Annotated in this window: 15 protein-coding genes; 9 read left to right on the top strand and 6 right to left on the bottom strand. The window is 71.2% G+C overall.

Annotation, left to right across the window (positions count from 1 at the left end):
* Positions 1 to 150 precede the first annotated feature (150 nt).
* Positions 151 to 4,167, bottom strand: a complete 4,017-nt coding sequence (gene purL / locus BW996_RS04550) for a phosphoribosylformylglycinamidine synthase (protein WP_076458661.1) — start codon at positions 4,165 to 4,167, stop codon at positions 151 to 153.
* Positions 4,168 to 4,274: 107 nt separating this feature from the next.
* Positions 4,275 to 5,408, bottom strand: a complete 1,134-nt coding sequence (locus BW996_RS04545; protein ID WP_037484566.1) for an NAD(P)/FAD-dependent oxidoreductase — start codon at positions 5,406 to 5,408, stop codon at positions 4,275 to 4,277.
* 20 nt (positions 5,409 to 5,428) lie between these two features.
* On the opposite strand from BW996_RS04545, the gene map reads away from it, so the two are divergent.
* Positions 5,429 to 6,241 carry a type I methionyl aminopeptidase gene (gene map, locus BW996_RS04540; protein ID WP_037484565.1) on the top strand — a complete coding sequence of 271 codons (813 nt, stop codon included), beginning with the start codon at positions 5,429 to 5,431 and terminating at the stop codon, positions 6,239 to 6,241.
* A 9-nt stretch (positions 6,242 to 6,250) separates the two neighbouring features.
* The gene (locus BW996_RS04535) at positions 6,251 to 8,887 is read left to right on the top strand and encodes a [protein-PII] uridylyltransferase (RefSeq protein WP_051632185.1); all 2,637 of its coding nucleotides are present in this window, start codon (positions 6,251 to 6,253) and stop codon (positions 8,885 to 8,887) included.
* 287 nt (positions 8,888 to 9,174) lie between these two features.
* On the opposite strand, the gene BW996_RS04530 is transcribed toward BW996_RS04535, so the two are convergent.
* Positions 9,175 to 10,275, bottom strand: a complete 1,101-nt coding sequence (locus BW996_RS04530; protein WP_139330741.1) for a S1C family serine protease — start codon at positions 10,273 to 10,275, stop codon at positions 9,175 to 9,177.
* 135 nt (positions 10,276 to 10,410) lie between these two features.
* Between BW996_RS04530 and rarD the strand changes: the two genes are divergently transcribed.
* From rarD to BW996_RS04510, 4 genes are read left to right on the top strand one after another with little or no spacing between them, the layout of a single operon-like run.
* On the top strand, positions 10,411 to 11,286 hold the full coding sequence (rarD, locus tag BW996_RS04525) for an EamA family transporter RarD (RefSeq protein WP_037484564.1): 876 nt from the start codon (positions 10,411 to 10,413) through the stop codon (positions 11,284 to 11,286).
* Entirely contained in the window at positions 11,283 to 12,665 is a 1,383-nt protein-coding gene (locus BW996_RS04520; RefSeq protein WP_037484563.1) for a TAXI family TRAP transporter solute-binding subunit, read from the top strand. Before rarD ends, BW996_RS04520 begins: the two co-directional genes overlap by 4 nt.
* The gene (locus BW996_RS04515) at positions 12,662 to 14,482 is read left to right on the top strand and encodes an aminopeptidase P family protein (protein ID WP_037484562.1); all 1,821 of its coding nucleotides are present in this window, start codon (positions 12,662 to 12,664) and stop codon (positions 14,480 to 14,482) included. Before BW996_RS04520 ends, BW996_RS04515 begins: the two co-directional genes overlap by 4 nt.
* Positions 14,483 to 14,531: 49 nt before the next feature.
* A complete protein-coding gene (locus BW996_RS04510; protein WP_037484561.1) occupies positions 14,532 to 14,795 on the top strand; it encodes a hypothetical protein in 264 nt (87 codons plus the stop codon).
* A 158-nt stretch (positions 14,796 to 14,953) separates the two neighbouring features.
* Here the strand turns inward: BW996_RS04510 and BW996_RS22445 are convergent, their stop codons facing one another.
* The 3 genes from BW996_RS22445 to BW996_RS04495 form a co-directional block, all read right to left on the bottom strand.
* Positions 14,954 to 16,441: a methyl-accepting chemotaxis protein gene (locus BW996_RS22445; RefSeq protein ID WP_051632184.1), complete on the bottom strand. Its 1,488-nt coding sequence runs from the start codon at positions 16,439 to 16,441 to the stop codon at positions 14,954 to 14,956.
* Positions 16,442 to 16,716: 275 nt separating this feature from the next.
* Positions 16,717 to 19,470, bottom strand: a complete 2,754-nt coding sequence (locus BW996_RS04500) for a zinc-dependent metalloprotease (RefSeq protein ID WP_217694717.1) — start codon at positions 19,468 to 19,470, stop codon at positions 16,717 to 16,719.
* Positions 19,471 to 19,565: 95 nt separating this feature from the next.
* Entirely contained in the window at positions 19,566 to 21,623 is a 2,058-nt protein-coding gene (locus tag BW996_RS04495; RefSeq protein ID WP_037484559.1) for an NAD(+) synthase, read from the bottom strand.
* 42 nt (positions 21,624 to 21,665) lie between these two features.
* On the opposite strand from BW996_RS04495, the gene BW996_RS21620 reads away from it, so the two are divergent.
* Genes BW996_RS21620 through BW996_RS04485 form a run of 3 tightly spaced genes read left to right on the top strand, consistent with a single transcriptional unit; the run spans position 21,666 to position 24,568 of the window.
* A complete protein-coding gene (locus tag BW996_RS21620) occupies positions 21,666 to 21,809 on the top strand; it encodes a hypothetical protein (RefSeq protein ID WP_156027870.1) in 144 nt (47 codons plus the stop codon).
* A 21-nt stretch (positions 21,810 to 21,830) separates the two neighbouring features.
* On the top strand, positions 21,831 to 23,405 hold the full coding sequence (locus BW996_RS04490; protein WP_076458655.1) for a PD-(D/E)XK nuclease domain-containing ATP-binding protein: 1,575 nt from the start codon (positions 21,831 to 21,833) through the stop codon (positions 23,403 to 23,405).
* Positions 23,402 to 24,568 (top strand): GNAT family N-acetyltransferase, encoded by a 1,167-nt coding sequence (locus tag BW996_RS04485; RefSeq protein WP_076458652.1) that lies wholly within the window; start codon positions 23,402 to 23,404, stop codon positions 24,566 to 24,568. The genes BW996_RS04490 and BW996_RS04485 overlap by 4 nt, the downstream gene beginning before the upstream one ends.
* Positions 24,569 to 24,573 lie beyond the last annotated feature (5 nt).

The raw sequence follows: 24,573 nt of genomic DNA, 5'->3' as shown, positions 1-24,573 counted from the left end.
TGGGCGCCTGCATCCTGCACCGCACCACTCCCGCAACGCCCCTTTCCGAACTCCCCGACGCACAAGGGGCCGGCCACCTGACGGTGCCGGCCCCTTGGTCGTTGGCGGGCACGGGCTCGGAGCCCGTGCTCGCGCTGTGGTCTTCGGTCTTCAGCCGACCCAGCGGCGCGCGTTGCCGAACATGCGCGCCCACGGGCTGCGCTCGGAGACCTCGCCCGAAGTCCAGCTCAGCTGCACGTTGCGGAAGACGCGCTCCGGGTGCGGCATCAGCACGGTGAAGCGGCCGTCGGCGGTGGTGACCGAGGTCAGGCCGTCCGGGCTGCCATTCGGGTTGGCCGGATAGGCCTCGGTCGGACGACCGGCCGAATCGACGAAGCGCATCGCGCGGTGGACCTTGGCCGCATCGCCACGCTGCGAGAAGTCGGCGAAGCCCTCGCCGTGCGCCACCGCGATCGGCAGGCGGCTGCCAGCCATGCCCTGGAAGAAGATCGACGGGCTCTCGAGGATCTCGACCTGCGACAGGCGCGCCTCGAACTGCTCGCTCTTGTTGCGGGTGAACTTCGGCCAGTCCTGCGCGCCCGGGATGATCGGGCTAAGCGCGGCCATCATCTGGCAGCCGTTGCACACGCCCAGCGCGAAGGTGTCCTGGCGCTGGAAGAAGGCCGAGAACTGCTCGGCCAGCACCGGGTTGAACAGCACCGAGCGCGCCCAGCCCTCGCCGGCGCCCAGCGTGTCGCCGTAGGAGAAGCCGCCGCAGGCGACCAGACCGTGGAACTGGTCGAGGCGCGCGCGGCCCGCCTGCAGGTCGCTCATGTGCACGTCGAAGGTGTCGAAGCCGGCCTGCGCCATCGCGTAGCTCATCTCGACATGCGAGTTGACGCCCTGCTCGCGCAGGATCGCCACCTTCGGACGGGTCTTGGCGATGAAGGGCGCGGCGACGTCCTCGCTCGCGTCGAAGCTCAGCGCCACATGCAGGCCGGTGTCGTCCGGCGCGCCGGCGGCGGCATGCTCGCTGTCGGCGCAGGCCGGGTTGTCGCGCTGCGCGGCAATGCGCCAGCTCACCTCGTCCCAGGTCTGGTGCAGCTGCTGCAGCGGCGCGCTGAACACCGTCTTGGCATCGCGCCAGACCTCCACGGCCGCGCGGTTGTTGGTCTTGCCGATCACGTGGCTGTGGCGGCTCAGGCCGTGCGCGCGCAGCGTGCGGATCACCTCGTCGCGGTCGGCGGTGGCGACCTGCAGCACGACGCCGAGCTCCTCGTTGAACAGCGCCTTCAGCGTCAGCTCGTTGCGGCGCTCGCCGACCTGGGTGGCCCAGTTCTTCGAGTCGCCCATGTCGGCGCGGCTGTCGCTGATGCCGTCGCCTTCGGTGACCAGCAGGTCGACGTTCAGGCTCACGCCGACGTGACCGGCGAAGGCCATCTCGCAGGCTGCCGCCCACAGGCCGCCGTCGCTGCGGTCGTGGTAGGCCAGCAGCTTGCCCTGGCCGCGCAGTTCGTTGACCACCGCCACCAGCGCCTTGAGCTGCGCCGGATCATCCACGTCCGGCACGGTGTCGCCGAACTGGCCGAGCACCTGCGCCAGCATCGAGCCGCCCATGCGGTTCCGGCCCTGGCCCAGATCGACCAGGATCAGCGTGGTGTCCAGGCCGGCCGGGGTATCGGTCTTGAGCTGCGGCGTGAGCGTGCCGCGCACGTCGTCGAGCGTGACGAAGGCGGTGACGACCAGCGAGACCGGCGCCACGACCTGCTTCGTCTCGCCTTGGTCGCTCCACTTGGTGCGCATCGACAGCGAATCCTTGCCGACCGGGATGCCGATGCCCAGCGCCGGGCACAGCTCCATGCCCACCGCACGCACGGTGTCATAGAGCGCAGCGTCTTCGCCCGGCTCGCCGCAGGCGGCCATCCAGTTGGCCGAAAGCTTCACGCGCGAGAGCTCGATCGGCGCGGCCAGCAGGTTGGTGATCGCCTCGGCGACCGCCATGCGGCCGGAGGCCGGCGCGTCCAGCGAGGCCAGCGGAGTGCGCTCGCCCATCGACATCGCCTCGCCGCGGAAACCGGCGTAGTCGGCCAGCGTGACCGCGCAGTCGGCCACCGGCACCTGCCACGGACCGACCATCTGGTCGCGGTGGCTCATGCCGCCCACGGTGCGGTCGCCGATGGTGATCAGGAAGCGCTTGGAGGCCACCGTCGGATGGCGCAGCACCGACAGCGCCACCTCGTCGAGGTTCACGCCGGTCAGGTCCAGCGGCCGCTCGGTGCGGGCGACGCGGGCGACGTCGCGGTGCATCTTCGGCGGCTTGCCCAGCAGCACGTCCATCGGCATGTCGATCGGGCGCTCGCCGCCGGGGCCGTCCTCGAGGATCAGCTCGCGCTCGTCGGTGGCGATGCCCACCACCGCGTAGGGCGCGCGCTCGCGACGGCACATCTCGTCGAACAGCGGCAGCAGGTCCGGGTTGACCGCCAGGACATAGCGCTCCTGGCTCTCGTTGCACCAGATTTCCTTCGGTGCCAGGCCGGTCTCCTCCAGCGGCACCTTGCGGATGTCGAAGGTCGCGCCCTTGCCGGCGCCGTCGACCAGCTCGGGGAAGGCGTTGGAGATGCCACCCGCGCCCACGTCGTGGATGGCCATGATCGGGTTGCTCTCGCCCAGCGCCCAGCAGTGGTTGATGACCTCCTGCGCCCGGCGCTCGATCTCGGGGTTGCCGCGCTGCACCGAGTCGAAGTCGAGCGCGGCGGTGTTGGTGCCCGCAGCCATCGACGAGGCGGCGCCGCCGCCCATGCCGATGCGCATGCCCGGGCCGCCGAGCTGCACCAGCAGCGTGCCGGCGCCGAAGGGCAGCTTGTCGGTCTGGCCGGCGCTGATCGTGCCCAGGCCGCCGGCGATCATGATCGGCTTGTGGTAGCCGCGGCGCACGCCCGCCACCGTCTGCTCGAAGACGCGGAAGTAGCCGGCCAGGTTCGGACGGCCGAACTCGTTGTTGAACGCCGCGCCCCCCAGCGGGCCCTCGGTCATGATCTGCAGGGGACTCGCGATGTGCTCGGGCTTGCCGACAGCATCGTTCTCCCACGGCTCGTTCGTGCCGGGCAGATTCAGGTTGGAGACATGGAAGCCCGTCAGGCCGGCCTTGGGCTTGGAGCCGCGACCGGTCGCGCCCTCGTCACGGATCTCGCCGCCGGCGCCGGTGGAGGCGCCCGGGAACGGCGAGATGGCGGTCGGGTGGTTGTGCGTCTCGACCTTCATCAGCACATGCGCGGTCTCGGCGCGCGCGCCGTACTGCGGCGCGTTGGTGTAGCCCTGCGGCAGCCAGCGCTCGACCGGGCCGCCCTCCATCACCGCGGCGTTGTCGCTGTAGGCGATGACGGTGCACTGCGGCGCCAGCTTCTCCGTGTTGCGGATCATGCCGAACATCGACAGGTCCTGCGCCTGACCGTCGATGGTGAAGTTCGCGTTGAAGATCTTGTGGCGGCAGTGCTCGGAGTTGGCCTGCGCGAACATCATCAGCTCGACGTCGCTGGGGTTGCGCTGGAGCTCGGTGAAGGCCTTGACCAGGTAGTCGATCTCGTCGTCCGACAGCGCCAGGCCGAAGTCCTTGTTGGCGACTTCCAGCGCCGCGCGGCCCTGGCCGATCACGTCGACATGGGCCAGCGGCTCGGCCTGCTGGGCGTCGAACAGATGGCGGCCGGCCTCGCGGTCGAAGGCGACCGACTCGGTCATGCGGTCGTGCAGCAGCATCGCGCAGGCCTCGATCTCCTCGCGCGAGAGCGGCTTGGCGCCACCCTTGAGCGCATCGATCAGGCCGGACTTGAGCTGCAGGCGGAACTCGGTGACGCGCTCGACGCGGTGAATGTCCAGGCCGCAGTTGTGGGCGATGTCGGTGGCCTTGGAGGCCCACGGCGACACGGTGCCCAGGCGCGGCATCACCACCACCAGCTCGCCCTCGGCCGCGGCCTCGGCGGCGTCGCCGTAGGTCAGCAGCGCGGCGAGCTTGTCATGCGCGGCCGCGTCCAGCGCGCGATCGCTCCAGACCCAGTGCACATGGCGGGCCGACACGCCGACGATGCGGGCGCTGACGGCCTGCAGGCGCGGCAGCAGCGCCTGGGCGCGGAAGGCGGAAAGGGCGTTGCCGCCCTCGAAATGCTGGAGGTGCTTGGGGGAGGAGGAAGACACGCGTGTGAGTCCCGAAGGGCTGTTGATGCGGTGGGGTCGGCGGGCGGCGCGGTGCCACGGCCGGCGCGGCACGGCCAGGGGCCGGACCGTGAGACAAGTCCGGGATTCTAGTGGAGTGCGTCGCCCAGTGCGGCCGCGACCTGTTCGCCGATCGCCAGCGAGGCGGTCAGCCCGGGCGACTCGATGCCCAGCAGCTCGACCAGCCCGTGCAGGCCATGCACCGCCGCGGTGTCGATGCGGAAGTCGGCCGACGGTGCCTGCGGCCCCGCGATCTTCGGCCGCACGCCGGCGTGGCCGGGCTGCAGCGCGCCCTCGGGCAGGCCCGGCCAGTAGCGCCGGATCGCCTCGGCCATGCCGGCCTGGCGGCGCGCATCGACCCGGTAGTCGATCTGCGCCTCGGACGCGATGTCCAGCCACTCGACGTCCGGGCCGAAGCGCATCTGCCCGCCCAGGTCCAGCGTGACATGCACGCCCAGGCCGGCGGCCTCCGGCACCGGGTAGATCAGCCGCGAGAACGGCGCGCGGCCCGCGAAGGTGAAATAGCTGCCCTTGCAGAAATGCGCCTCGGGCGGACGTGGCGCGCCCGGCGGGCGGCCCTGCAGCCGCGCGGCCAGATCGGGCGCCGCCAGTCCGGCGGCATTGACCAGCCGGCGCACCTGCAGCGTCTCGCCGTCGATCGTCACCCGGTAGCCGTCGCGGCCGGCGTCGAGCGCCTCGAGGGCCTGCACCGGCGACTTCAGCGCCAGCACCGCGCCGGCGGCCTCGGCGTCGGCCAGCAGCGCCAGCATCAGGCCGTGGCTGTCGACGATGCCGGTCGAGGGCGACCACAGCGCGGCCACGCAGGCCAGCGCGGGCTCCATCGCGCGCGCCTGCTCGGCGCTCAGGCGCTGCAGATCGTCGACGCCGTTGGCCCAGGCCTGGGCCAGCAGCGCGTCGAGCCGTTCCAGCTGCGCCTCGGCGGTGGCGACGATCAGCTTGCCGCAGCGCCGGTGCGCGATGCCGCGCTCGGCGCAGTAGGCATACAGCAGATCGCGCCCGCGCACGCACAGCCGCGCCTTGAGCGAACCGGTCGGGTAATAGAGTCCGGCGTGAATCACCTCGCTGCTGCGCGCGCTGGTGACTGTGCCGAAGGCCTCGCGCGCCTCGGCGATCACCACCTCGCGCCCGGCCTGCGCCAGCGCGCGCGCCGCGGCCAGCCCCACCACGCCCGCGCCGACCACCAGGGTATCGATCTTGTCCATGGATGCGATAATCACTCACCATGTCGATCACGATCAAGACCGCCGCAGACATCGAGGCGATGCGCACGGCCTGCCGCCTCGCCTCCGAAGTCCTGGACCTTCTCGGCCCGCACGTCCGCCCGGGCGTGACCACCAACGAGCTCGACCGCATCGCGCACGACCACATCGTGAACGTGCAGAAGGCCATCCCTGCGCCGCTGAACTACCAGCCGCCGGGCTACAAGCCCTACCCGAAGTCGATCTGCACCTCGGTCAACCAGGTCATCTGCCACGGCATCCCCAGCGACAAGCCGCTGAAGAACGGCGACATCGTCAACCTGGACATCACCGTCATCAAGGATGGCTGGCACGGCGACACCAGCCGCATGTTCGTGGTCGGCGAGGGCTCGATCGCCGCCAAGCGCCTGTGCGCCCTCACCTATGACGCGATGTGGAAGGGCATCCTGAAGGTCAAGCCCGGTGCCCGACTGGGCGACATCGGCAACGCCATCCAGACCTTCGTCGAGAACCAGGGCCTGTCGGTGGTGCGCGAGTTCTGCGGCCACGGCATCGGCCGCAAGTTCCACGAGGAGCCGCAGATCCTGCACTACGGCCGCCCCGGCACGCTCGACGAGCTCAAGCCAGGCATGGTCTTCACCATCGAGCCGATGGTCAATGCCGGCCGGCGCGAGATCAAGGAAGGCGGCGACGGCTGGACCATCGTCACCAAGGACCGCTCGCTGTCGGCGCAGTGGGAGCACACCGTCGTCGTCACCGAGACCGGCTACGAGGTGCTGACGCTGTCGGACGGCAGCCCGCCGCTGCCCGACTTCGTCACCACCACCCGCTGCTGAGGCGCCGGGATGCGTCTGTCCGAACGTCGCAGCGACGTCTCCGACGTGCTGCCGGTGGCCGAGCTGCGCCGGCTGATGCGCGAAGGCAAGCAGACCCTGATCCGCCAGTTCCGCGACGGCCCGGCCACCGTGCCGGCGGCCTCGCAGCTGGTGCGCCAGATCAGCCAGCATGTCGACGGCGTGATCACCCAGCTGTGGCAGCAGGGCGATCTGCCACGCGGCGCGGCGCTGGTGGCCGTCGGCGGCTACGGCCGCGGCGAGCTCTACCCGCACTCGGATGTCGACGTGCTGGTGCTGCTGCCCGACGACATGGCCGAGCCGCACGGCCAGGCGCTGGATCCCGAGGCCACGCCCGACCCGCGCCGCGCCGGCGTCGAGGCCTTCATCACCGCCTGCTGGGACATCGGCCTGGAGATCGGCTCGAGCGTGCGCACCGTCGACGAGTGCGTCGCCGAGGCGCAGGCCGACGTGACGGTGCAGACCGCGATGCTGGAGGCGCGCTTCCTCTGCGGCACCCGCAAGCTCTTCGAGCAGTTCCGGCGCTGGACCGCCGACGTGCTCGACCCGGCCGCCTTCCTGCGCGCCAAGACGCTCGAGATGCAGCAGCGTCACGTCAAGTACGAGAACACCCCGTTCTCGCTCGAGCCCAACTGCAAGGAAAGCCCGGGCGGCCTGCGCGACCTGCAGGTGGTGCGCTGGGTGGCCCAGGGCGCCGGTCTGGGCCGCTCCTGGGCAGAGCTGGTGAAGAAGGGCCTGATCACCCGCTTCGAGGCCACGCAGCTGCAGCGCAACGAGGGCCTGCTGCGCCTGATCCGCGCCCGCCTGCACACCATCGCCGGCCGGCGCGAGGACCGTCTGGTCTTCGACCTGCAGACCGCGGTGGCCGAGAGCTTCGGCTATGCCTCCACCCCCGAGCGGCGCGCCAGCGAGGCGCTGATGCGCCGCTACTACTGGGCGGCCAAGGCGGTGGTGCAGCTCAACCAGATCCTGATGCTGGGCATCGAGGAGCATGTGTCGGGCTCGCGCGACGCGCCGATGCGGCCGATCGACGACCGCTTCTTCGACCGCGGCGGCCTGGTCGAGGTCGCCAGCGACGATCTCTACCAGCGCGACCCGCACGCCATCCTGCAGACCTTCCTGGTCTTCCAGCGCAGCCATGGCTGCAAGGGCCTGTCGGCGCGCACGCTGCGCGCGCTCTACAACGCCCGCGAACTGATGGACGCGAAGTTCCGCGCCGATCCGGTCAACCGCGCCACCTTCATGGAGATCCTGCAGCAGCCGCAGGGCCAGACCCATGTCTTCCGGCTGATGAACGACACCTCGGTGCTCGGGCGCTACCTGTGGGTGTTCCGCAAGATCGTCGGCCAGATGCAGCACGACCTGTTCCACGTCTACACCGTGGACCAGCACATCATGATGGTGCTGCGCAACGTGCGCCGCTTCTTCATCGCCGAGCACACGCACGAATACCCGTTCTGCTCGCAGCTGGCCGCGCACTGGGACAAGCCGTGGCTGCTGTATGTCGCGGCGCTGTTCCATGACGTGGCCAAGGGCCGTGGCGGCGACCACTCCGACCTCGGCGCGGTCGAGGTGCGGCGCTTCTGCCGCGACCACCGCATCGCCCGGGACGATGCCCGGCTGATCGAGTTCCTGGTCAAGGAGCATCTGACGATGTCGCGGGTCGCGCAGAAGGAGGATCTCTCCGACCCGGACGTGATCGACGCCTTCGCCAGCCATGTCAAGGATCCGCGCCGTCTCACGGCGCTCTACCTGCTGACGGTGGCCGACATCCGTGGCACCAGCCCGAAGGTCTGGAACGCCTGGAAGGGCAAGCTGCTCGAGGACCTGTTCCGCGCCACGCTGCGTGCGCTGGGCGGCGCCAAGCCGCAGATGGATGCCGAGATCGAGCTGCGCAAGCAGGAGTCGCGCCAGCTGCTGGCGCTGCACTCGATGCTGCCCGGCGCCGAGGAGGCGCTGTGGAAGACGCTCGACCTCAACTACTTCGCCCGCCACGACAGCAACGAGATCGCCTGGCACGCGCGGGCGCTGAACCGCCGCGCCGACACGCCGCAGCCGCTGGTCAGCGCCCGGCTCTCGCCGGTGGGCGAAGGCCTGCAGGTGCTGGTCTACGCGCCCGACCGCCAGGACCTGTTCGCGCGCATCTGCGGCTACTTCGATGCGGCGCAGTTCAGCATTCTCGACGCGCGGGTGCACACCACCCGCGCCGGCTACGCGCTCGACACCTTCCAGGTCATCACGCCCTTCTTCGATCAGGCCTACCGCGACCTGATCGCGCTGGTCGAGCACCAGCTGATGGCCACGCTGACCGAGGAAGGCCTGCTGCCCGAGCCCAGCCGGGGCCGGCTGTCGCGCCGGGTCAAGTCCTTCCCGATCTCGCCGCGGGTGCAGCTGCGCCCGGACGAGCGGGCGCAGCGCTGGGTGCTGTCGGTCTCGGCCAGCGATCGCTCCGGCCTGCTCTACAGCATCGCCCGGGTGCTGGCGCGCCACCAGATCAACCTGCAGCTGGCCAAGATCAGCACGCTGGGCGAGCGGGTCGAGGACACCTTCCTGGTCGACGGTGCGGTGCTGCAGCACAACCGCAGCCAGATCGAGTTCGAGACGGAACTGCTCGACGCGCTGGGCTGAAGCGGGCAGCGACGCGCCACGTCAGCCCGCGTCTGGTGGACGTGGTCTGGAGCCGTCACCACCCGCCCGGCCCCGCCACCCGCGAGCTGCTGCGCCTGCTGGAGACCGCCTTCGAGGCGGAGGATCGTGGCTCCCCGCCTTCGCGGGGATGACGACAAAAGCGCCCCGTCCAGCCCGACTCCGTCACCCTCGCCGACTCCGTCACCCTCGCGAAGGCGAGGGCCCACGCCAGACACACAGCCCCAGCGCAGCACGGCAGCACACGGCGCCCCCCCTCGCCGCCGTGCTCACCCCCGCAGATCGATCACCTTCACCCGCACCCGGCGCTCCTTCTCGCCGCGGCGCACCGTCAGCTCGACGGTCGCGTCGATGCCGGCGCGCTCCAGCTCGCCGACGAAGGTCGACAGCGTCTGCACCGGGCGGCCGTTGACACCGACGATCACGTCGCCCAGGTCGCCGGTCTGCGGGTTGTAGGGCTGCAGGCCGGCCGAGGCCGCCGGCGTGCCACGGCCGACCGCGCCGAGCACCACGCCCGAGATGCCCGCGCGCGCCACCTGGTCGGGCGAGATCGGCGTGACGCCGATGCCCGGCAGCGGCGCCTGGCCGCGGTTGATCAGCGAAGGCACCACCCGGTTGACCAGATCGACCGGAATCGCGAAGCCGATGCCCGACGAGCTGCCGCTGGCCGAGCGGATCGCGGTGTTGACGCCGATCAGCCGCCCGGCGCTGTCGAGCAGCGGCCCGCCCGAGTTGCCAGGATTGATCGCCGCATCGGTCTGGATGACGCCGGCGACCTCGCGGAAGTTGGCGGTCGGCAGCTCGCGGTCGAGCGCGCTCACCAGGCCCTTGGTCAGCGTGCGCTGCAGGCCGAAGGGGTTGCCGATGGCGTAGACGGTCTGGCCGATGCGCAGGTCGCGCGACGAGCCCAGCGGCACCGGGCGCAGCGTCCTGGGCACATTCTTGAGCCGCAGCACCGCCAGATCGTATTCCGGCGCGCCGCCGATCACCTCGGCCTCGATGGGCTTGCCGGCATCGAGCTGCACGAACACCCGGCGCGCGCCCTTGACCACATGGAAATTGGTGACCACATGGCCCGTGGCGTCCCAGACAAAGCCCGAGCCGGCGCCTTGGCTGACCTCGGCACCGCCAAAGACACCGCGCTGCACCGTCTCGGTGGTGATGTAGGCCACCGAGGGCGAGGACTGCTCGAACAGGCCCACCACCGCCTGCTCCTCGCTCAGCAGCGCGCCGCGCGGGGTGACCGCACGCGGCGCGGCCTGGGCGCTCTCGCGGGCGCAGGCCGCCAGCGACACCAGCAGCGAGGCCGACAGCAGCAGCGCCGCCAGACCGGCAGCGGACGAGGAAGGAAAAGGCCAGAGCATCTTCATGGGGGGACGGCGATCGAAGGCAAAGGGCGGACCCGGGTGCGAATGAGGCCGATTCTGCCGGTTTCAAGCGCTCCGGACATGAATCGGGCCGGCGGTTATCCTCGCGCTCATGCAAGTTCAAGAACACGGCGCCTGATGCGCGCCGGCATCCTCCAGGCCGCTGCGGCCTATGTCATCTGGGGACTGTTTCCGCTGTATTTCCGGCTGCTGCAAGGCGTGGGCGCGCTGGAGGTGCTGGGGCACCGCATCGTCTGGTCGCTGCTGTTCCTGGTCGGGGTGCTGGGCGTGCGGCGCCAGTGGAGCTGGCTGCGCCCGGCGCTGGCCGACCGGGCGGTCATGCGGCGCTTCATCGCCAGCGCGCTGCTGATCGCGGCCAACTGGTTCATCTACATCTGGGCGGTCTCGCAGGGGCGGGTGGTGGAGTCCAGCCTGGGCTACTTCATCTCGCCGCTGGTCAATGTGCTGACCGGCTGGCTGGTGCTCAAGGAGCGGCTGCGGCCGGCGCAGTGGCTGGCGGTGGCCCTCGCCGCCGCAGGCGTGGTCTGGCTGACGCTGACGCAGGGCGCCGCGCCCTGGATCGCGCTGGCGCTGGCGGCCACCTTCGCCAGCTACGGGCTGCTGCGCAAGACCGCCTCGCTGGGCGCGCTCGAGGGCCTGACGCTGGAGACGATCCTGCTGGGCCCGCTGGCCGCGGCCGGCCTGCTGTGGGCGGTGGTGCAAGGCCAGGACAGCCTGACGCAGGTGCCGCTGCACCAGCAGATGCTGCTGCTGGCGGCCGGGCCGCTGACCGCCATCCCGCTGCTGCTGTTTGCCAGCGGCGCGCGGCGCATTCCGCTGAGCCTGCTGGGCATGCTGCAGTACATCGGCCCGACGCTGCAGCTCGCGCTGGGCGTGTGGGTCTTCGGCGAGCCCTTCGCCGGCGGCCGCGCCCAGGGCTTCATGATCATCTGGGCCGCCTGCGCGATCTTCAGCGCCGAGCTGCTCTGGCGGCACCGAAAGGAGCGGCGATGAGGCTGCAACTGCGCAGCGCGCTGCTCTCGCTGCGCGACCTGCTGCTGACGGGCGGGCCGGTGCTGCTGCTGGCCATCGGCCTGGTCGCGCTGGCCTACCGGGTGCTGGACCCGATCCCGCCGCAGCGCATGGTGCTGGCCACCGGCGGCGCCCAGGGCGCCTATGCCGAGTTCGGCCGGCTCTACCGCGACGCGCTGGCCCGCCAGGGCATCGAGGTCGAGCTGCGCGCCACCCGCGGCGCGCTCGACAACCTGGCGCTGCTGCGCCGCGGCGAGGTCGATGCTGCCTTCGTGCAGGGCGGCGCCGACGCGCTGCGCAGCGGCGACGAGAACGATGCGCCCGACGCGCTGCTGAGCCTGGGCGCGCTGTTCCGCGAGCCGGTCTGGATCTTCTACCGCGAGGACAGCGCCCGTGCCCGGCTCGGCGGCGAGCGGCTGGAGAGCCTGTCGCAGATCGCCGAGTGGCGGCTCAATGTCGGCCAGGAAGGCAGCGGCATCACGCATCTGATGCACCGGCTGCTGATCGCCAACGGGCTGGAGCCGGCGAAGCTGCCGCTGTCGCAGCTGCCGACCACGCCAGCGGTGATGGCGCTGCTCGACGGCCAGCTCGACGCGCTGGCGCTGGTGTCGGCGCCGGAGTCGCCGATCGTGCGCATGCTGCTGATCACGCCCGGCATCCGGCTGTTCGACTTCACCCAGGCCGAGGCCTATGCGCGCCGGGTGCCGCAGGTCACGCCAGTGCTGCTGCCGCGCGGCGTGGTCGATCTGGCCCAGGATCTGCCCGGCCAGGACGTGCGACTGGTGGCGGCCACCGCCTCGCTGCTGGTGCGCGAGGACACCCATCCGGCGCTGCAGCAGTTGCTGGTGCAGGCCGCGCGGCGCATTCACGGCGAGCCCAACTGGTTCCAGGGCAAGGGCGAATATCCGAAGGCCCAGACCGGCGAGCATCCGCTCGCGCCGGAGGCGCAGCGCTTCTACGCCAACGGCGAGCCGCTGCTGCAGCGCCATCTGCCCTTCGGCTATGCCAATCTGATCGACCGGATGTGGGTGGTGCTGCTGTCGATCGTCGCGGTGCTGATCCCGCTGTCGCGGGTGGTGCCGCCGCTGTACAACTTCCGGGTGCGCTCGCGCATCTTCCGCTGGTACGGCCTGCTGCGCGACCTCGAGCAGCAGCATGCCGAGGGCCGCCGGCCGCCGGCCGAGCTGCGTGCCGAGCTCGATCAGCTCGATGCGCGCATCGAGCGCCTGCCGGTGCCGCTGAGCTATGCCGACGAGCTCTACTCGCTGCGCAGCCACATCGCGATGGTGCGCCAGCGCCTGGACGGCCCCGCCAGCATCTCTCCCGCGACCCCTGACGATCCTGCCCGGACATCGACATGACCCACTCGCCCTCCCCGATTCCCGCCCGCCTGGCCGCGCTGCGCCAGGCGCTGGCGCGCCACGACCTCGCCGCGGTGCTGGTGCCCTCCAGCGACCCGCACCTGTCCGAATACCTGCCCGAGCGCTGGCAGGGCCGGGTGCATTTTTCCGGCTTCACCGGCTCGATGGGCACGCTGGTGGTCACGCGCGAGCGCGCCGCGGTCTTTGCCGACAGCCGCTACTGGACGCAGGCCGAGGCCGAACTGGCCGGCACGACGGTCGAGCTGGTGAAGATTCCCACCGGCGCGGCCACCCACCACATCGACTGGCTGACCACCACGCTCTCGCCCAGCCAGACGCTGGCGGTCGACGCGGCGGTGCTGGGCCTGGCGGCGGCGCAGATGCTGGCCAGCGCGCTGCAGCGCCACGGCATCGGCCTGCGCACCGATCTCGACCTGATGACCGAGGCCTGGCCCGAGCGCCCCGGCCTGCCGGGCGCGCCGGCGCGCGAGCATCTGGCGCCGCATGCGGCGGTGCCGCGCGCCGAGCGGCTGGCGGCGGTGCGCGCCGGGATGGCCCGCCAGCACGCCAGCCACCATCTGGTCTCCACCGTCGACGACATCGCCTGGATCACCAGCCTGCGCGGTGCGGACGTCGACTACAACCCGGTCTTCCTGGCCCACCTGCTGATCGGGCCGACGCGCGCCACGCTCTTCGTCGCGGCCGGCAAGATCGACGCGGACCTGGCCGCGCGGCTGGCCGCCGACGGCATCGACCTGGCCGACTACGCCGAGGCCGCCCCGACGCTGGCCGCGCTGCCGGCCGAGGCGGTGCTGCTGGTCGATCCGAAGCGCATCACCCTGGGCCTGCGCGAGGCGGTGCCCGCAGGCGTGCGGGTGGTCGAGGCGATCAACCCCAGCACGCTGGCCAAGAGCCGCAAGACGCCGGCCGAGGCCGCCTTCATCCGCGAGGCGATGGAAAAGGACGGCGCGGCGATGTGCCGCTTCTACGCCTGGCTGGAGGCCGCGCTCGGCCGCGAGGCCATCAGCGAGCTGACCGTCGACGAGCGCCTGACGGCCGAGCGCGCCCAGGAAGACGGCTTCGTCAGCCTGAGCTTTCCGACGATTGCCGGCTTCAACGCCAACGGCGCGATGCCGCACTACCGCGCCACGCCGGACGCCTTCGCCTGGATCTCCACGCCCGAGGGGCTGGTGGCCGAAGGCCTGCTGCTGATCGACTCCGGCGCGCAGTACCTGGGCGGCACCACCGACATCACCCGCGTCTGGCCGATCGGCACGCCCTCGGCCGCGCAGAAAGCCGACTTCACCCGCGTGCTCAAGGGCACGATGGCGCTGTCGCGGGCGCGTTTTCCGGCCGGCACGCTCTCGCCGCACCTGGATGCGCTGGCGCGCGCGCCGCTGTGGGAGGCCGGCCTCGACTTCGGCCACGGCACAGGCCACGGCGTGGGCTATTTCCTCAATGTGCACGAGGGCCCGCAGAGCATCTCGCGCGCCCTGCCCGAGGCCTCGATGGCGATGCACCCCGGCATGATCACCTCGGTCGAACCGGGCCTGTACCGCGACGGCCGCTGGGGCATCCGCATCGAGAACCTGGTGCTGAACGTCAGCCTGGGCAAGCCCGACGAGTTCGGCGAGTACCTCGCCTTCGAGACGCTCACGCTCTGCCCGATCGACAGCCGCTGCCTCGACCTGTCGCTGCTGCGCCCGGACGAGGTGCAGTGGCTCGACGGCTACCACGCCGAGGTGCGCCGCCGCCTGGCGCCGCGCCTGGACGGCGCCGCGCTCGACTGGCTGCTGCGCCGCACCGAGCCGGTCTGAGCGCCGGGCATCCTGTCTTTCCTCCCGACCCCCGACAAGGAGACTGCCGATGAGCACCCGCCACCTCGACACCCTGCTGATCGACTTCCGCAGCGGCGAGCTCGACGCCAGCGCGCTGGCGCACGGCTTCCGCGACACCGCCGCGCACTGGCCGGGGCTGCCCGAGCGCTACAGCCAGGTGCTGGGCCAGCTGCTGATGCAGGTCGAGTCGAGCGCGCTGTTCACCGAGGAGAGCTGCAGCTTCAGCCGCGGCGACCTGTCGGACGCGCTCGGCCAGTGGCTGGCCAAGGCGCGCCAGGTCGCGCCGCACTGAGCCGACCCGCGGCGGCCGCGCTGAAAAGGAACGGGGCCGGCATCGCTGCCGGCCCCGACCTCTCCCCCTCGACCGAGAGCCGCCACCCCTGACGGCCCTCGCCCCATCCGACTTCGTTCAGTCCCGTTCAGCCTCGAATCGTCTCCTTCAGAAACGGATCAGAAACGGGTCCAGTCGCCGCCACCGCCGTCATTGCCGGGCTCGTCGCCGCGACGGCGCCGGGGCTGCGGACTCGGCTCGATGCCGTCGAGCGCGCCCCAGTCCGAGGACGGGAACGGCGGCAGGGCCGGCGGCACCTCGCCACGGGCCTTGACCTGGGCGCTGTGAATGGCGTGATGGGCATTCCAGGCCGCCTGCTGGGTGCGCTGCAGCAGCTGGAAGGCGTTGACCACCTTCTGCAGCCGCTCGGCCTGCTGGCGCAGCGCCTCGGCCGCGCTGGCGCTCTGGCTGACCACCGACTCGTTGTGGCGGGTCAGCTGGTCGAGCTGCTCGATGCTGCTGCCGGTCAGCTCGGCCTGCACCGCCGACGGATCGCGCCCGTCCTGGTCCGGACCGCTGAGCTCGACGATGTCGGTCATGCGCTGCACCGAGACGATCAGCGCGTCCATCGTCGCATCCGCATCGCGGGCCAGGCGGCCGCCGAACTCGACCTTCGCGGCCGAGGCGGTGACCAGCTGCTTGATCTCGCGCGCCGCATTGCCGGCCCGAACCGCCAACGCACGCACATCGCCGGCCACGACCGCGAAGCCCTTGCCCTTGTCGCCCGCCTGCGCCGCCTCGATGGCGGCCTGCAGCGCCAGCAGATTCGTCTGGAAGGCGATGCTGTCGATGGTGCCCAGGATCTCGGAGATCTGGCGGCTGGACTGGCGGATGTCCTCCATGTTGGCCACCACCTGCGAGACCACGTCGCCCCCCTGATGGGCGGCGGCCACCGCGGTGTCGAGCAGCTCGCGCGGGGTCAGGCCGGTCAGCGGCATGACCAGATCGCTGCCGGCCACCAAGGCCGGACCGTCGGCCGGCAGCGCCGCGTCGGACGGGGCCGCCGGCTCGGTCGACGGCGTGGTCGCCCGCGAGGCCGCAACCGGAGCGGCAACCGGGGCTGCGGCGGAAACGGCGGCGGGAGCCGCCACCGGCGGCACCGGTGCCGCGACCGACGCGGGCGCCGTCAGGCCCTGGCCCGACTGTGCCCGGGCCAGCACCTGCGACAGCAGCGGCGTGAAGTGTTCCGGCAGCGGCGCATCCGGCAGCTCGTCGGCCGCGGCGGCCCGGCCCTGGCGGCGCAGGCGGTCGCGCAGCTCGATCAGCGCATGCTGGAGCTGGCCGAACTCGTCGGCGCTCATCTTCGGTGCCGGAGCGGTGTCATCGCCGTCGGCCAGGCGCTCGGCGAAGTCGAGCGTGCGGTCCAGCGGCCACTTCAGGCTGTCGACCATCAGCCAGGCGACCATGCCGGCCACCACCATCGCCGCCGAGCCGATCAGGCCCAGGATCCGGCGCTGCGACTGCAGCGCCGGATCCTGGCCCAGCAGCAGCAGTCCGGCACAGGTCAGCACCATCAGCAGCGCGACCAGGAAGCCGAAGCCCCAGGCTAGGCGGGTGGCGACCGGCAGTCGGCCCAGGGCGTCACGGGAATCTCGCAGGGAAGGCATATCGGGTACAGCTCCGCAAAGTCGGATGGGTCTGGGCCCCGATTCTGTTCAAGGTCTACATGTCGATAAATACGTCACGATCTGACACCTTCAGGATGAACTGCGAGGTCTGAAACCTCCACCCTGCGTGCCGGGGTGCCGGATCCCGCAAACCGGTCTTTCCCGCTGGATCGCCCGGGCCGAAACTGAGGGATATGCCCCGCATCCAGGGGTTCCGCGGGGCCCCTGCCGAAGGGGGCTGCCGCGGACCGGAATGCCCGGTCACCTCGCCATCGTCACACGCCCGCTCGCATCACCCGGGCCTGCATCGCCTCGCGCAGGCGCTGCGCGCTGTCTTTCAGATGAGCCAGCGTTTCGGGTGACGCATCGGAACGATAACGTACCCGTTCCAGCCGTGCCAGCAGTTCGCGGGCCTGGCGCTGCATCTGCATGCGCATTTCCGCACGTCCAGCCGCCGGCGGCGACAGCAGCCACTGGGTCAGCAGCGTGATCTGGTCGCGCTGCAGCGACTGCCGGGCCGCATCGATGGGCTCGCCGGACGCCAGGTCGGCCCACAGGGTCGCGGTCAGGCGGCTCTGCATTTCCTCGAGCGACAGGCTGCCCAGCGCCGGGTCGGCGCGGTCGGCGCCGTCGAGCAGCCGGCTGCCCAGCGCCTCGCCCATCAGCTCGAGCAGCATCTGGCGCTGCATCTCGGCGAGCTGCTGCGCCGGATTGAAGTCGGTGGCGACCGAGCCCTGGCCCGACAGCATGGCCTCGCTGCGCTCGAGGTAGTCGGGCGCCAGCCGGCGCTGCAGCGCCGGCGAGACGCTCAGCGCCTGCGGCGACAGCAGCTCGCCCAGCAGCAGCGCCAGCGCGCGGCGCTGCTCGGCCAACGGCACGGGCTGCAGCGGATCGCGGCCGGTGCCGGGCGCGTCGCGCAGCGTGCGCAGGCCGCCGAGCTGGCGCATCAGCATCGCGGTGGAGCGGCCGACATCGCGCAGCGCGAAGCCCACCACCCGGCGCAGCAGCGCCGGATCGGCATCGGCGGCCAGCGGCTGCGCCTCCAGCCGGGTCAGCAGATCGCGCGCGATGCCCAGGCGCTTGCGCGCGAAGGCCACCGGATCGCGGCCCAGATCGCCCTGCAGCGTTTCCGGGTCGAGCCCGGCGATCACGTCCTCGTCGGTGCCGAAGGCCAGCTCCGGCTCGGCGCTGCGTGCGGCGATACGTGACAGCGCCACGGCTTCATCATCCGGCGAGACGCTGCGGTAGGCGTACTCGATCGCCCAGTAATCGTAGGGCCCGAGCGTGGTCTGGAAAGCCGCGGCCTGCGGCTGGCCGCGCGCGGGCAGATTGATGCCGGCGTACTCCATCACCGAGCCGGTCAGCGCGTTCGTGCGGGTGAACTCGGGGTCGGCCAGCTGCGCCTCGTCGCGCACGGTCGAGGCGCGGAAGTTGTGACGCAGGCCCAGCGTGTGGCCGACCTCGTGCATCGTCACGTCCTTCAGGTAGGCGGCGACGAAGGCCTCGGCCTCGGGGCCGGCCGGATCCAGCCCGTCGCGCACCGACAGCACGTCGAGCGCGTAGCCGAGCTGCTCGGCGGCCAGATCGGCATGCTGGCAGGCGGCCAGCAGCCCCGTCGCGCCCAGATCGGGCGGCTGCGCGAAGGCCGGCGCCGGCGCGGCGATCACCTGGCTGCGCAGCGTGCGCAGCGCGCGCGAGCTCAGGCTCTCGATGGCGATGTCGGCGTCCAGGATCTCGCCGCTGCGCGGATCGACATGGCTGGGGCCGACGGCACCGAACATCGCCGTCGCATTCGTCATCCAGCGCACCGAGGCGATGCCGGTCTCGAGCGTGTCGAAGTCGGCATCGTCGGGCTGGACCTTCACGACGATCGCGTCCTTGAAGCCGATGGCCTCGAAGGCGCGGTTCCACTCCAGGATGCCAGCGCGGATCGGCTCACGGTAGCGCTCGGGCACGCTGCGGTCGATCCAGTAGACGATCGGGCGCACCGGCTCGGACAGCGCGGCGGACGGATCCTTCTTCTCGAGCCGCCAGCGGTTGACGAAGCGCTTCTTCGGGCTGCGCGCGAACTCGTCGCCGAAGTCGCTGACCGTGGTGACGAAGTGGCCAATGCGGGCGTCGGCCGCGCGGGTGCGCATCGGCACGGTCGGCAGCCGGGTCAGCGACAGATGCTGCTGCACGAACAGGCTGCGCGGATCGGGCAGCGTGGCCGGCACCGAAGGGCTGGCGCCGGCCGGAGCGCCGGGCTGCGCGCTGGCCAGCGCCCCGGTGGCGAAATGCTGCTGCACTGTCAGCGCCAGCAGCTCCGGGGTGCCGCGCACCGCGGTGATGCCGGAATGGCGCGCATCGAGCGCATAGCCCTGGCGGTAGCTGCGCTGCAGCTGCGCGCCCACGCCCATCAGGTCGGACAGGAACAAGGCCGAGGCATCGACCAGCACCGTGCGGCGCTCGGGATGCGGCTGGCTGAGCACCGCCGCGCTGGCCAGCAGGCTGGGCGAGAAGGCCGCCGCCACCGCACGGGCCTGCGGCGTGCCGGCGGCGGCCACATGCGTGGCATTGCGGGCCACCAGGCGCACCTGGTTGAACACCCGCACGAACTCGACCCACTTCGCGCCACCGGCACCGCCCCGCCCGCCCATCAGGCCGCCGAGCACGCCGCCCTCGCCGATGCCGCTGGCCAGCTTCGGCGACAGGAAGAAGGGCGTGCCGAAGTCCTTCTCGGACAGCTCCAGCCAGACCTTCTCGTCCTTCTGCCAGACCGGGATCAGCCCGTCGATGCGGCGCGCCTCGCGCACCACCTGCGCGAAGGGCGGCAGCGCAGGCGCCGGAGGCGTGGCCGCCGGTGCGGCCGCCGGTGGCGCCGCGGATGCCGCCGCCGCCGCCGCCGCCGGTGCCGATGCAGCAGGGCTGCCCGGCGCCACCGCCGGTTTGACTGCGGCCGGCGGCGTCGTGGCGGCCACCGGCGGATTCGGACGGCCGGCCGGCGTGGCGCAACCCGCCATCAGCACGGTCGCCGCCAGCGCGATCACGGACAGCGCGGACGGGGGCGAAAGAAGAAAGCAGCGGCGCATGCGGACTCGGTTCGATCAGATCGGGGTGAGCCGCATTGTGACCGTGCGGCCGCTCAGCGCTCGGGCACCTGCTCCAGATCGCCCAGCCAGACCGTGGCTTCTGCATCGCTGGGCGCACGCCAGTCGCCGCGCGGCGACAGCGAGCCACCCGAGCCGACCTTGGGCGAGTTCGGCACGCAGCTGCGCTTGAACTGGCTGGTCTTGAAGAAGCGCCACAGGAAGGTGCGCAGATGGCGGCGGATCTCCGCCAGCGGGTAGGCGTTGCGCGCGGTCACGCCCTCGGGCCAGCGGCCGGCGGCCGCGTCGCCCCAGGTGTGCAGCGCGAGGAAGGCGACCTTCGACGGCGCGAAGCCCGAGCGCAGCGTGTGATAGAGGTGGAAGTCCTGCAGCTCGTAGGGGCCGACGCTGGCCTCGCTGGACTGCTGCGGCTGGCCGGAGGCGTCGCCCGGCACCAGCTCCGGGCTGATCTCGGTCTCGACCACGTCGATCAGCGCGCGGCTGCAGGCCTCGCCGAACTCGCCCCGCGCCGCCACCCAGCGCACCAGATGCTGGATCAGCGTCTTGGGCACGCTGGCGTTGACGTTGTAGTGCGACATGTGATCGCCCACGCCATAGGTGCACCAGCCCAGCGCCAGCTCGCTGAGGTCGCCGGTGCCGACCACCAGCGCATCCTGGTGGTTGGCCAGGCGGAACAGGTGGCTGGTGCGCTCGCCGGCCTGCACGTTCTCGAAGGTGATGTCGTAGACCGGCTGGCCGCTGGCGTAGGGGTGGCCGAGGTCCTTCAGCATCTGCTCGCAGCTCGGGCGGATGTCGATCATGCCGCCGCCGCAGCCGATCACCTCCATCAGGCGCATGGCCTGGTCGAGCGTGCGCAGGCTGGTGGCGAAGCCCGGCATCGTGTAGGCGAGGATGTTGGCGCGCGGCAGGCCGAGCCGGTCCATCGTGCGCGCGCACACCAAGAGCGCGTGCGTCGAGTCCAGCCCGCCCGAGACGCCGATCACCAGCTTCCTCAGCCCCGAGGACTGCAGCCGCTTGACCAGCGCGCTCACCTGGATCTGGTAGATCTCCTCGCAGCGGGCGTCGAGCAGCTGCGGGTTCGACGGCACGTAGGGGAAGCGGTCGAAGACGCGGCGCAGCGGCAGCACCTCATCGTCCGGACGGCGCAGCGCGAAGCGCACCGTGCGCCAGGCGGCCAGCTCGCCGCGGTGGCGCGCGACGCTGGCGGCGAAGCTGGTCTGGCGCATGCGCTCGCGCGCGAGCTTCTCCAGGTCGACATCGGCGCAGACCAGCTGCGCGTCCGCGCGGAAGCGCTCGGACTCGGCCAGCAGCGCGCCGTTCTCGCAGATCAGCGCCTGGCCGTCCCAGGCCAGGTCGGTGGTCGACTCGCCCGGACCGGCCGAGCTGTAGAGATAGGCCGCCAGGCAGCGCGCCGACTGCTGCGACACCAGCGCGTGGCGGTAGTCGGCCTTGCCGACCGTGACGTTCGAGGCCGACAGGTTGACCAGCACGGTCGCCCCGGCCAGCGCCGCAAAGGACGAGGGCGGGATCGGCACCCAGACGTCCTCGCAGATCTCGACGGCGAAGGTCAGCGGCGCGTGCATCTGGCCGGTCTGCGCCGCGAACAGCAGCTGCGCGCCGAAGGGCACGGTCTGGCCGCACAGCGTCAGCTCGGTGGCCAGCGCCTGGCCGCCGGGGCTGAACTGGCGTGCCTCGTAGAACTCGGCGTAGTTCGGCAGGTAGGACTTCGGCACGACACCCAGCAGCCGGCCGTCGAACACCACCGCCGCCACGTTGTAGAGGGCGCCGTCGACCTGCAGCGGCAGCCCCACCACCGCCACCGCGCCCACGCCGCGCGAGGCCTCGACCACCTCGGCCAGCGCGCGCTCGCAGCCCTCGAGCAGCGCGCGCTGATGGAACAGGTCCTCGCAGCTGTAGGCCGACAGGCCCAGCTCGGGGAAGGCGACCAGCACCGCACCCTGACGCGCGGCTTCGCGGTGCAGGGTGATGGTCTGCTGGGCGTTGTGCGCCGGGTCGGCGACGCGGCACACGGGAACGGCGACGGCGATGCGGGCGAAGCCGTGCGTGTAGAGATTGAAGAACGGCAGCGGCAATGGCGTTTGCGAATCCCGAAGGGTCACGGTGGAGGCTCCTGAATGCGTCGTGGCCAGGGCATTGTTCACCCAGTGCTCGACGCGCAATCCGGCGATGCGCCGGAATTCCTGCGCATTGTGGGTCACCCGCGTGGCGCCAAGGTGCCAGAAATTCTGGTCTTGCCAGTGGAAAGCTGGCGAGGCTGACCGCCGCACTACACTGCCCCGATGCACACCCCGCCCTCCCGCCGTCGCCTCCCGATCGGCATCCAGACCTTCCGCGAGATCCGCGAAGACGGCTGCTACTACGTGGACAAGACCGGCCTGGCGATCGACCTGATCGAGTCGGGCAAGGCGTTCTTCCTGAGCCGGCCGAGACGCTTCGGCAAGAGCCTGCTGGTGGACACGCTCAAGGAGCTGTTCGAGGGCAATCGGGCGCTGTTCACCGGGCTGGCGGCCGAGACGCGCTGGGACTGGTCGCGGCGGCTCCCGGTGATCCGGATCGACTTCGGCGACGGCGTGCTGCACGGCCGCGCTGAACTCGATCGACGCATCCTCGACCAGTTGCGCGTCAACCGCGAGGCGCTGGGCGTGCCCGTGCTGACGGGGCCGCAAGCGGATGACGTGGCCGGTCAGTTCGGTGAGCTCATCCGGCAGGCACACGCGAGCACGAGCGAACGCGTGGTGGTGCTGATCGACGAATACGACAAGCCCATCCTCGACAACATCGACCGACCTGAAACGGCGCGGGAAATGCGCGAGGGGCTGAAGAACCTCTATTCGGTCTTGAAGGGCGCCGATGCGCACCTGAAGTTCGTGTTCCTGACCGGCGTGTCCAAGTTCAGCAAGGTCAGCCTGTTCTCCGGCCTGAACCACCTCACCGACATCACGCTCGATCCCGAGTACAGCGCCCTGTGCGGCTACACCGACGACGATCTGGACACCGTGTTCGCGCCCGAACTGCCGGGCCTGGACCGCGACGAGATCCGCCGCTGGTACAACGGCTACAACTGGCGCGGCGAATCGGTCTACAACCCCTTCGACGTGCTGCTGCTGCTGCGCAAGCGGCAGTTCATGCCGTACTGGTTCGAGACCGGCACGCCGACCTTCCTGGTGAAGCTGCTGACCGAGCGCGGCGAGTTCACGCCGAACCTGGGCCGGATGATGGCGTCGAGCACGCTGCTGTCGACCTTCGACGTCGACACCATCCCGACCGAATCGCTGATGTTCCAGGCGGGTTACCTGACGATCGCGTCGGAGCGCATCCGTCCCGGCCAGATCGACTTCCAGCTCAAGTACCCGAACCAGGAGGTGCAGGCCAGCCTGAACGACGTGCTGCTGCAGTCGCTCTCGGGCGATGTCTCGGCGCCGGGGCGGCAGATCAGCCGGCTGTGGGATCTGCTGGAGGCGGGCGATCCGCCACCCTTGCGCGATCTGTTCCACGCCTTCTTCGCGTCGATCCCGAACGACTGGTACCGCAACAGCCCGATCGCGCAGTTCGAGGGCTACTGGGCCAGCATCTTCTACAGCCACTTCGCGGCGCTGGGCCTGGACATCCGGGTGGAAGACACGACGAACAAGGGCCGCATCGACATGGTCGTGCTGGCGTGCGGCGCGGTGTGGATCTTCGAGTTCAAGGTCGTGGAGCTGGTGCCCGAGGGCCGCGCCATCGCGCAGATCCGCACCAAGGGCTACGCCGAGAAGTACCGCGACCGGGGCGAGCCGGTGCACCTGATCGGCGTGGAATTCAGCCGGGTGGAGCGCAACCTCATCGCGTTCGATGTGGAGACTCTGCCCCGATGACCACCACGCTCACCCTGCACGAAGACCCCACCACGCTCGACGCCGCCGCCTGGGACGCGCTGCTGGCGGCCTCGCCCGCGCCGACGCCCTTCCTGCGCCACGCCTTCCTGGCGGCGCTGCACGCCAGCGGCAGCGCCTGCGCCGCCACCGGCTGGCAGCCGGTCTTCATGACGCTGAGCGACGAGCGCGACGCCGGCGTGCTGCGCGCCGGCGCCGCGCTCTACCTGAAAACCCATTCCTACGGCGAATATGTCTTCGACTGGGCCTGGGCCGACGCCTGGGAGCGCGCCGGCCAGCGCTACTACCCCAAGCTGCTCGGCGCGGTGCCTTTCACGCCGGTGCCGGGCTCGCGGCTGCTGGCGCGCGACGAGGCGGCGCGCCGGGCGCTGCTGCAGGGCATCGAGGCCTTCGCGCGCGAGCAGGGCCTGTCTTCGGCCCACCTGCTCTTTCTGGACGAAGCCGACCGCGCCGCGGCCGCCGCGCAGGGCTGGCTGCTGCGCGAGGGCGTGCAGTTCCACTGGAGCAACCGCCAGCCCGAGCCCTATGCCGACTTCGCCGATTTTTTGGCCCATCTCTCGCGCGACAAGCGCAAGAAGATCGCGCAGGAACGCCGCTACGTGCGCGAAGCCGGCATCCGCTTCGACGTGCGGCGCGGCGCGGAGATCGGCGCCGCCGACTGGGACTTCTTCGCCCGCTGCTACGACAACACCTACCGCGAGCACCGCTCCACGCCCTACCTGAACCGCGCCTTCTGGGCCGAGGTGGCGCGCGCGATGCCCGAGCACTGGCTGATGTTCGTCGCCCGGCGCGGGGACGAGCGGGTCGCCGCCTCGCTGATCGCGCTCGACCCCGAGCGGCGGGTGGCCTACGGGCGCTACTGGGGCTGCACCGAATCGGTCCCGCACCTGCACTTCGCCGCCTGCTATCACGAGCCGCTGGACTGGTGCGTGCGCGAGCGCTTCCTGCGCTTCGAGGGCGGCGCGCAGGGCGAGCACAAGATGGCGCGCGGCCTGCTGCCGGTGACGACCACCTCGGCGCACTGGCTGCGCCATCCGGGGTTTGCCGATGCGGTGGCGCGCTTCCTGGCGCAGGAAAGCGCCGGGGTCGAGGCCTATGTGGGCGAGCTGCGCGAGCGCAATCCGTTCCGGCATGGCGACCGATAATCGCC

Source organism: Sphaerotilus natans, assembly GCF_900156335.1.
GTDB classification, from domain to species: domain Bacteria; phylum Pseudomonadota; class Gammaproteobacteria; order Burkholderiales; family Burkholderiaceae_C; genus Sphaerotilus; species Sphaerotilus natans.
The sequence above is the reverse complement of the archived record's forward strand: the minus strand, read 5'-3'. Positions and strand labels throughout refer to the sequence as shown.

Bases quoted from the DNA above. Each gene is read 5' to 3' on its own strand.
- BW996_RS04545 (WP_037484566.1), bottom strand. From the start codon at position 5,408: ATGGACAAGATCGATACCCTGGTGGTCGGCGCGGGCGTGGTGGGGCTG.
- map (WP_037484565.1), top strand. From the start codon at position 5,429: ATGTCGATCACGATCAAGACCGCCGCAGACATCGAGGCGATGCGCACG.
- BW996_RS04535 (WP_051632185.1), top strand. From the start codon at position 6,251: ATGCGTCTGTCCGAACGTCGCAGCGACGTCTCCGACGTGCTGCCGGTG.
- BW996_RS04530 (WP_139330741.1), bottom strand. From the start codon at position 10,275: ATGAAGATGCTCTGGCCTTTTCCTTCCTCGTCCGCTGCCGGTCTGGCG.
- rarD (WP_037484564.1), top strand. From the start codon at position 10,411: ATGCGCGCCGGCATCCTCCAGGCCGCTGCGGCCTATGTCATCTGGGGA.
- BW996_RS04520 (WP_037484563.1), top strand. From the start codon at position 11,283: ATGAGGCTGCAACTGCGCAGCGCGCTGCTCTCGCTGCGCGACCTGCTG.
- BW996_RS04515 (WP_037484562.1), top strand. From the start codon at position 12,662: ATGACCCACTCGCCCTCCCCGATTCCCGCCCGCCTGGCCGCGCTGCGC.
- BW996_RS04510 (WP_037484561.1), top strand. From the start codon at position 14,532: ATGAGCACCCGCCACCTCGACACCCTGCTGATCGACTTCCGCAGCGGC.
- BW996_RS22445 (WP_051632184.1), bottom strand. From the start codon at position 16,441: ATGCCTTCCCTGCGAGATTCCCGTGACGCCCTGGGCCGACTGCCGGTC.
- BW996_RS21620 (WP_156027870.1), top strand. From the start codon at position 21,666: ATGCGTCGTGGCCAGGGCATTGTTCACCCAGTGCTCGACGCGCAATCC.
- BW996_RS04490 (WP_076458655.1), top strand. From the start codon at position 21,831: ATGCACACCCCGCCCTCCCGCCGTCGCCTCCCGATCGGCATCCAGACC.
- BW996_RS04485 (WP_076458652.1), top strand. From the start codon at position 23,402: ATGACCACCACGCTCACCCTGCACGAAGACCCCACCACGCTCGACGCC.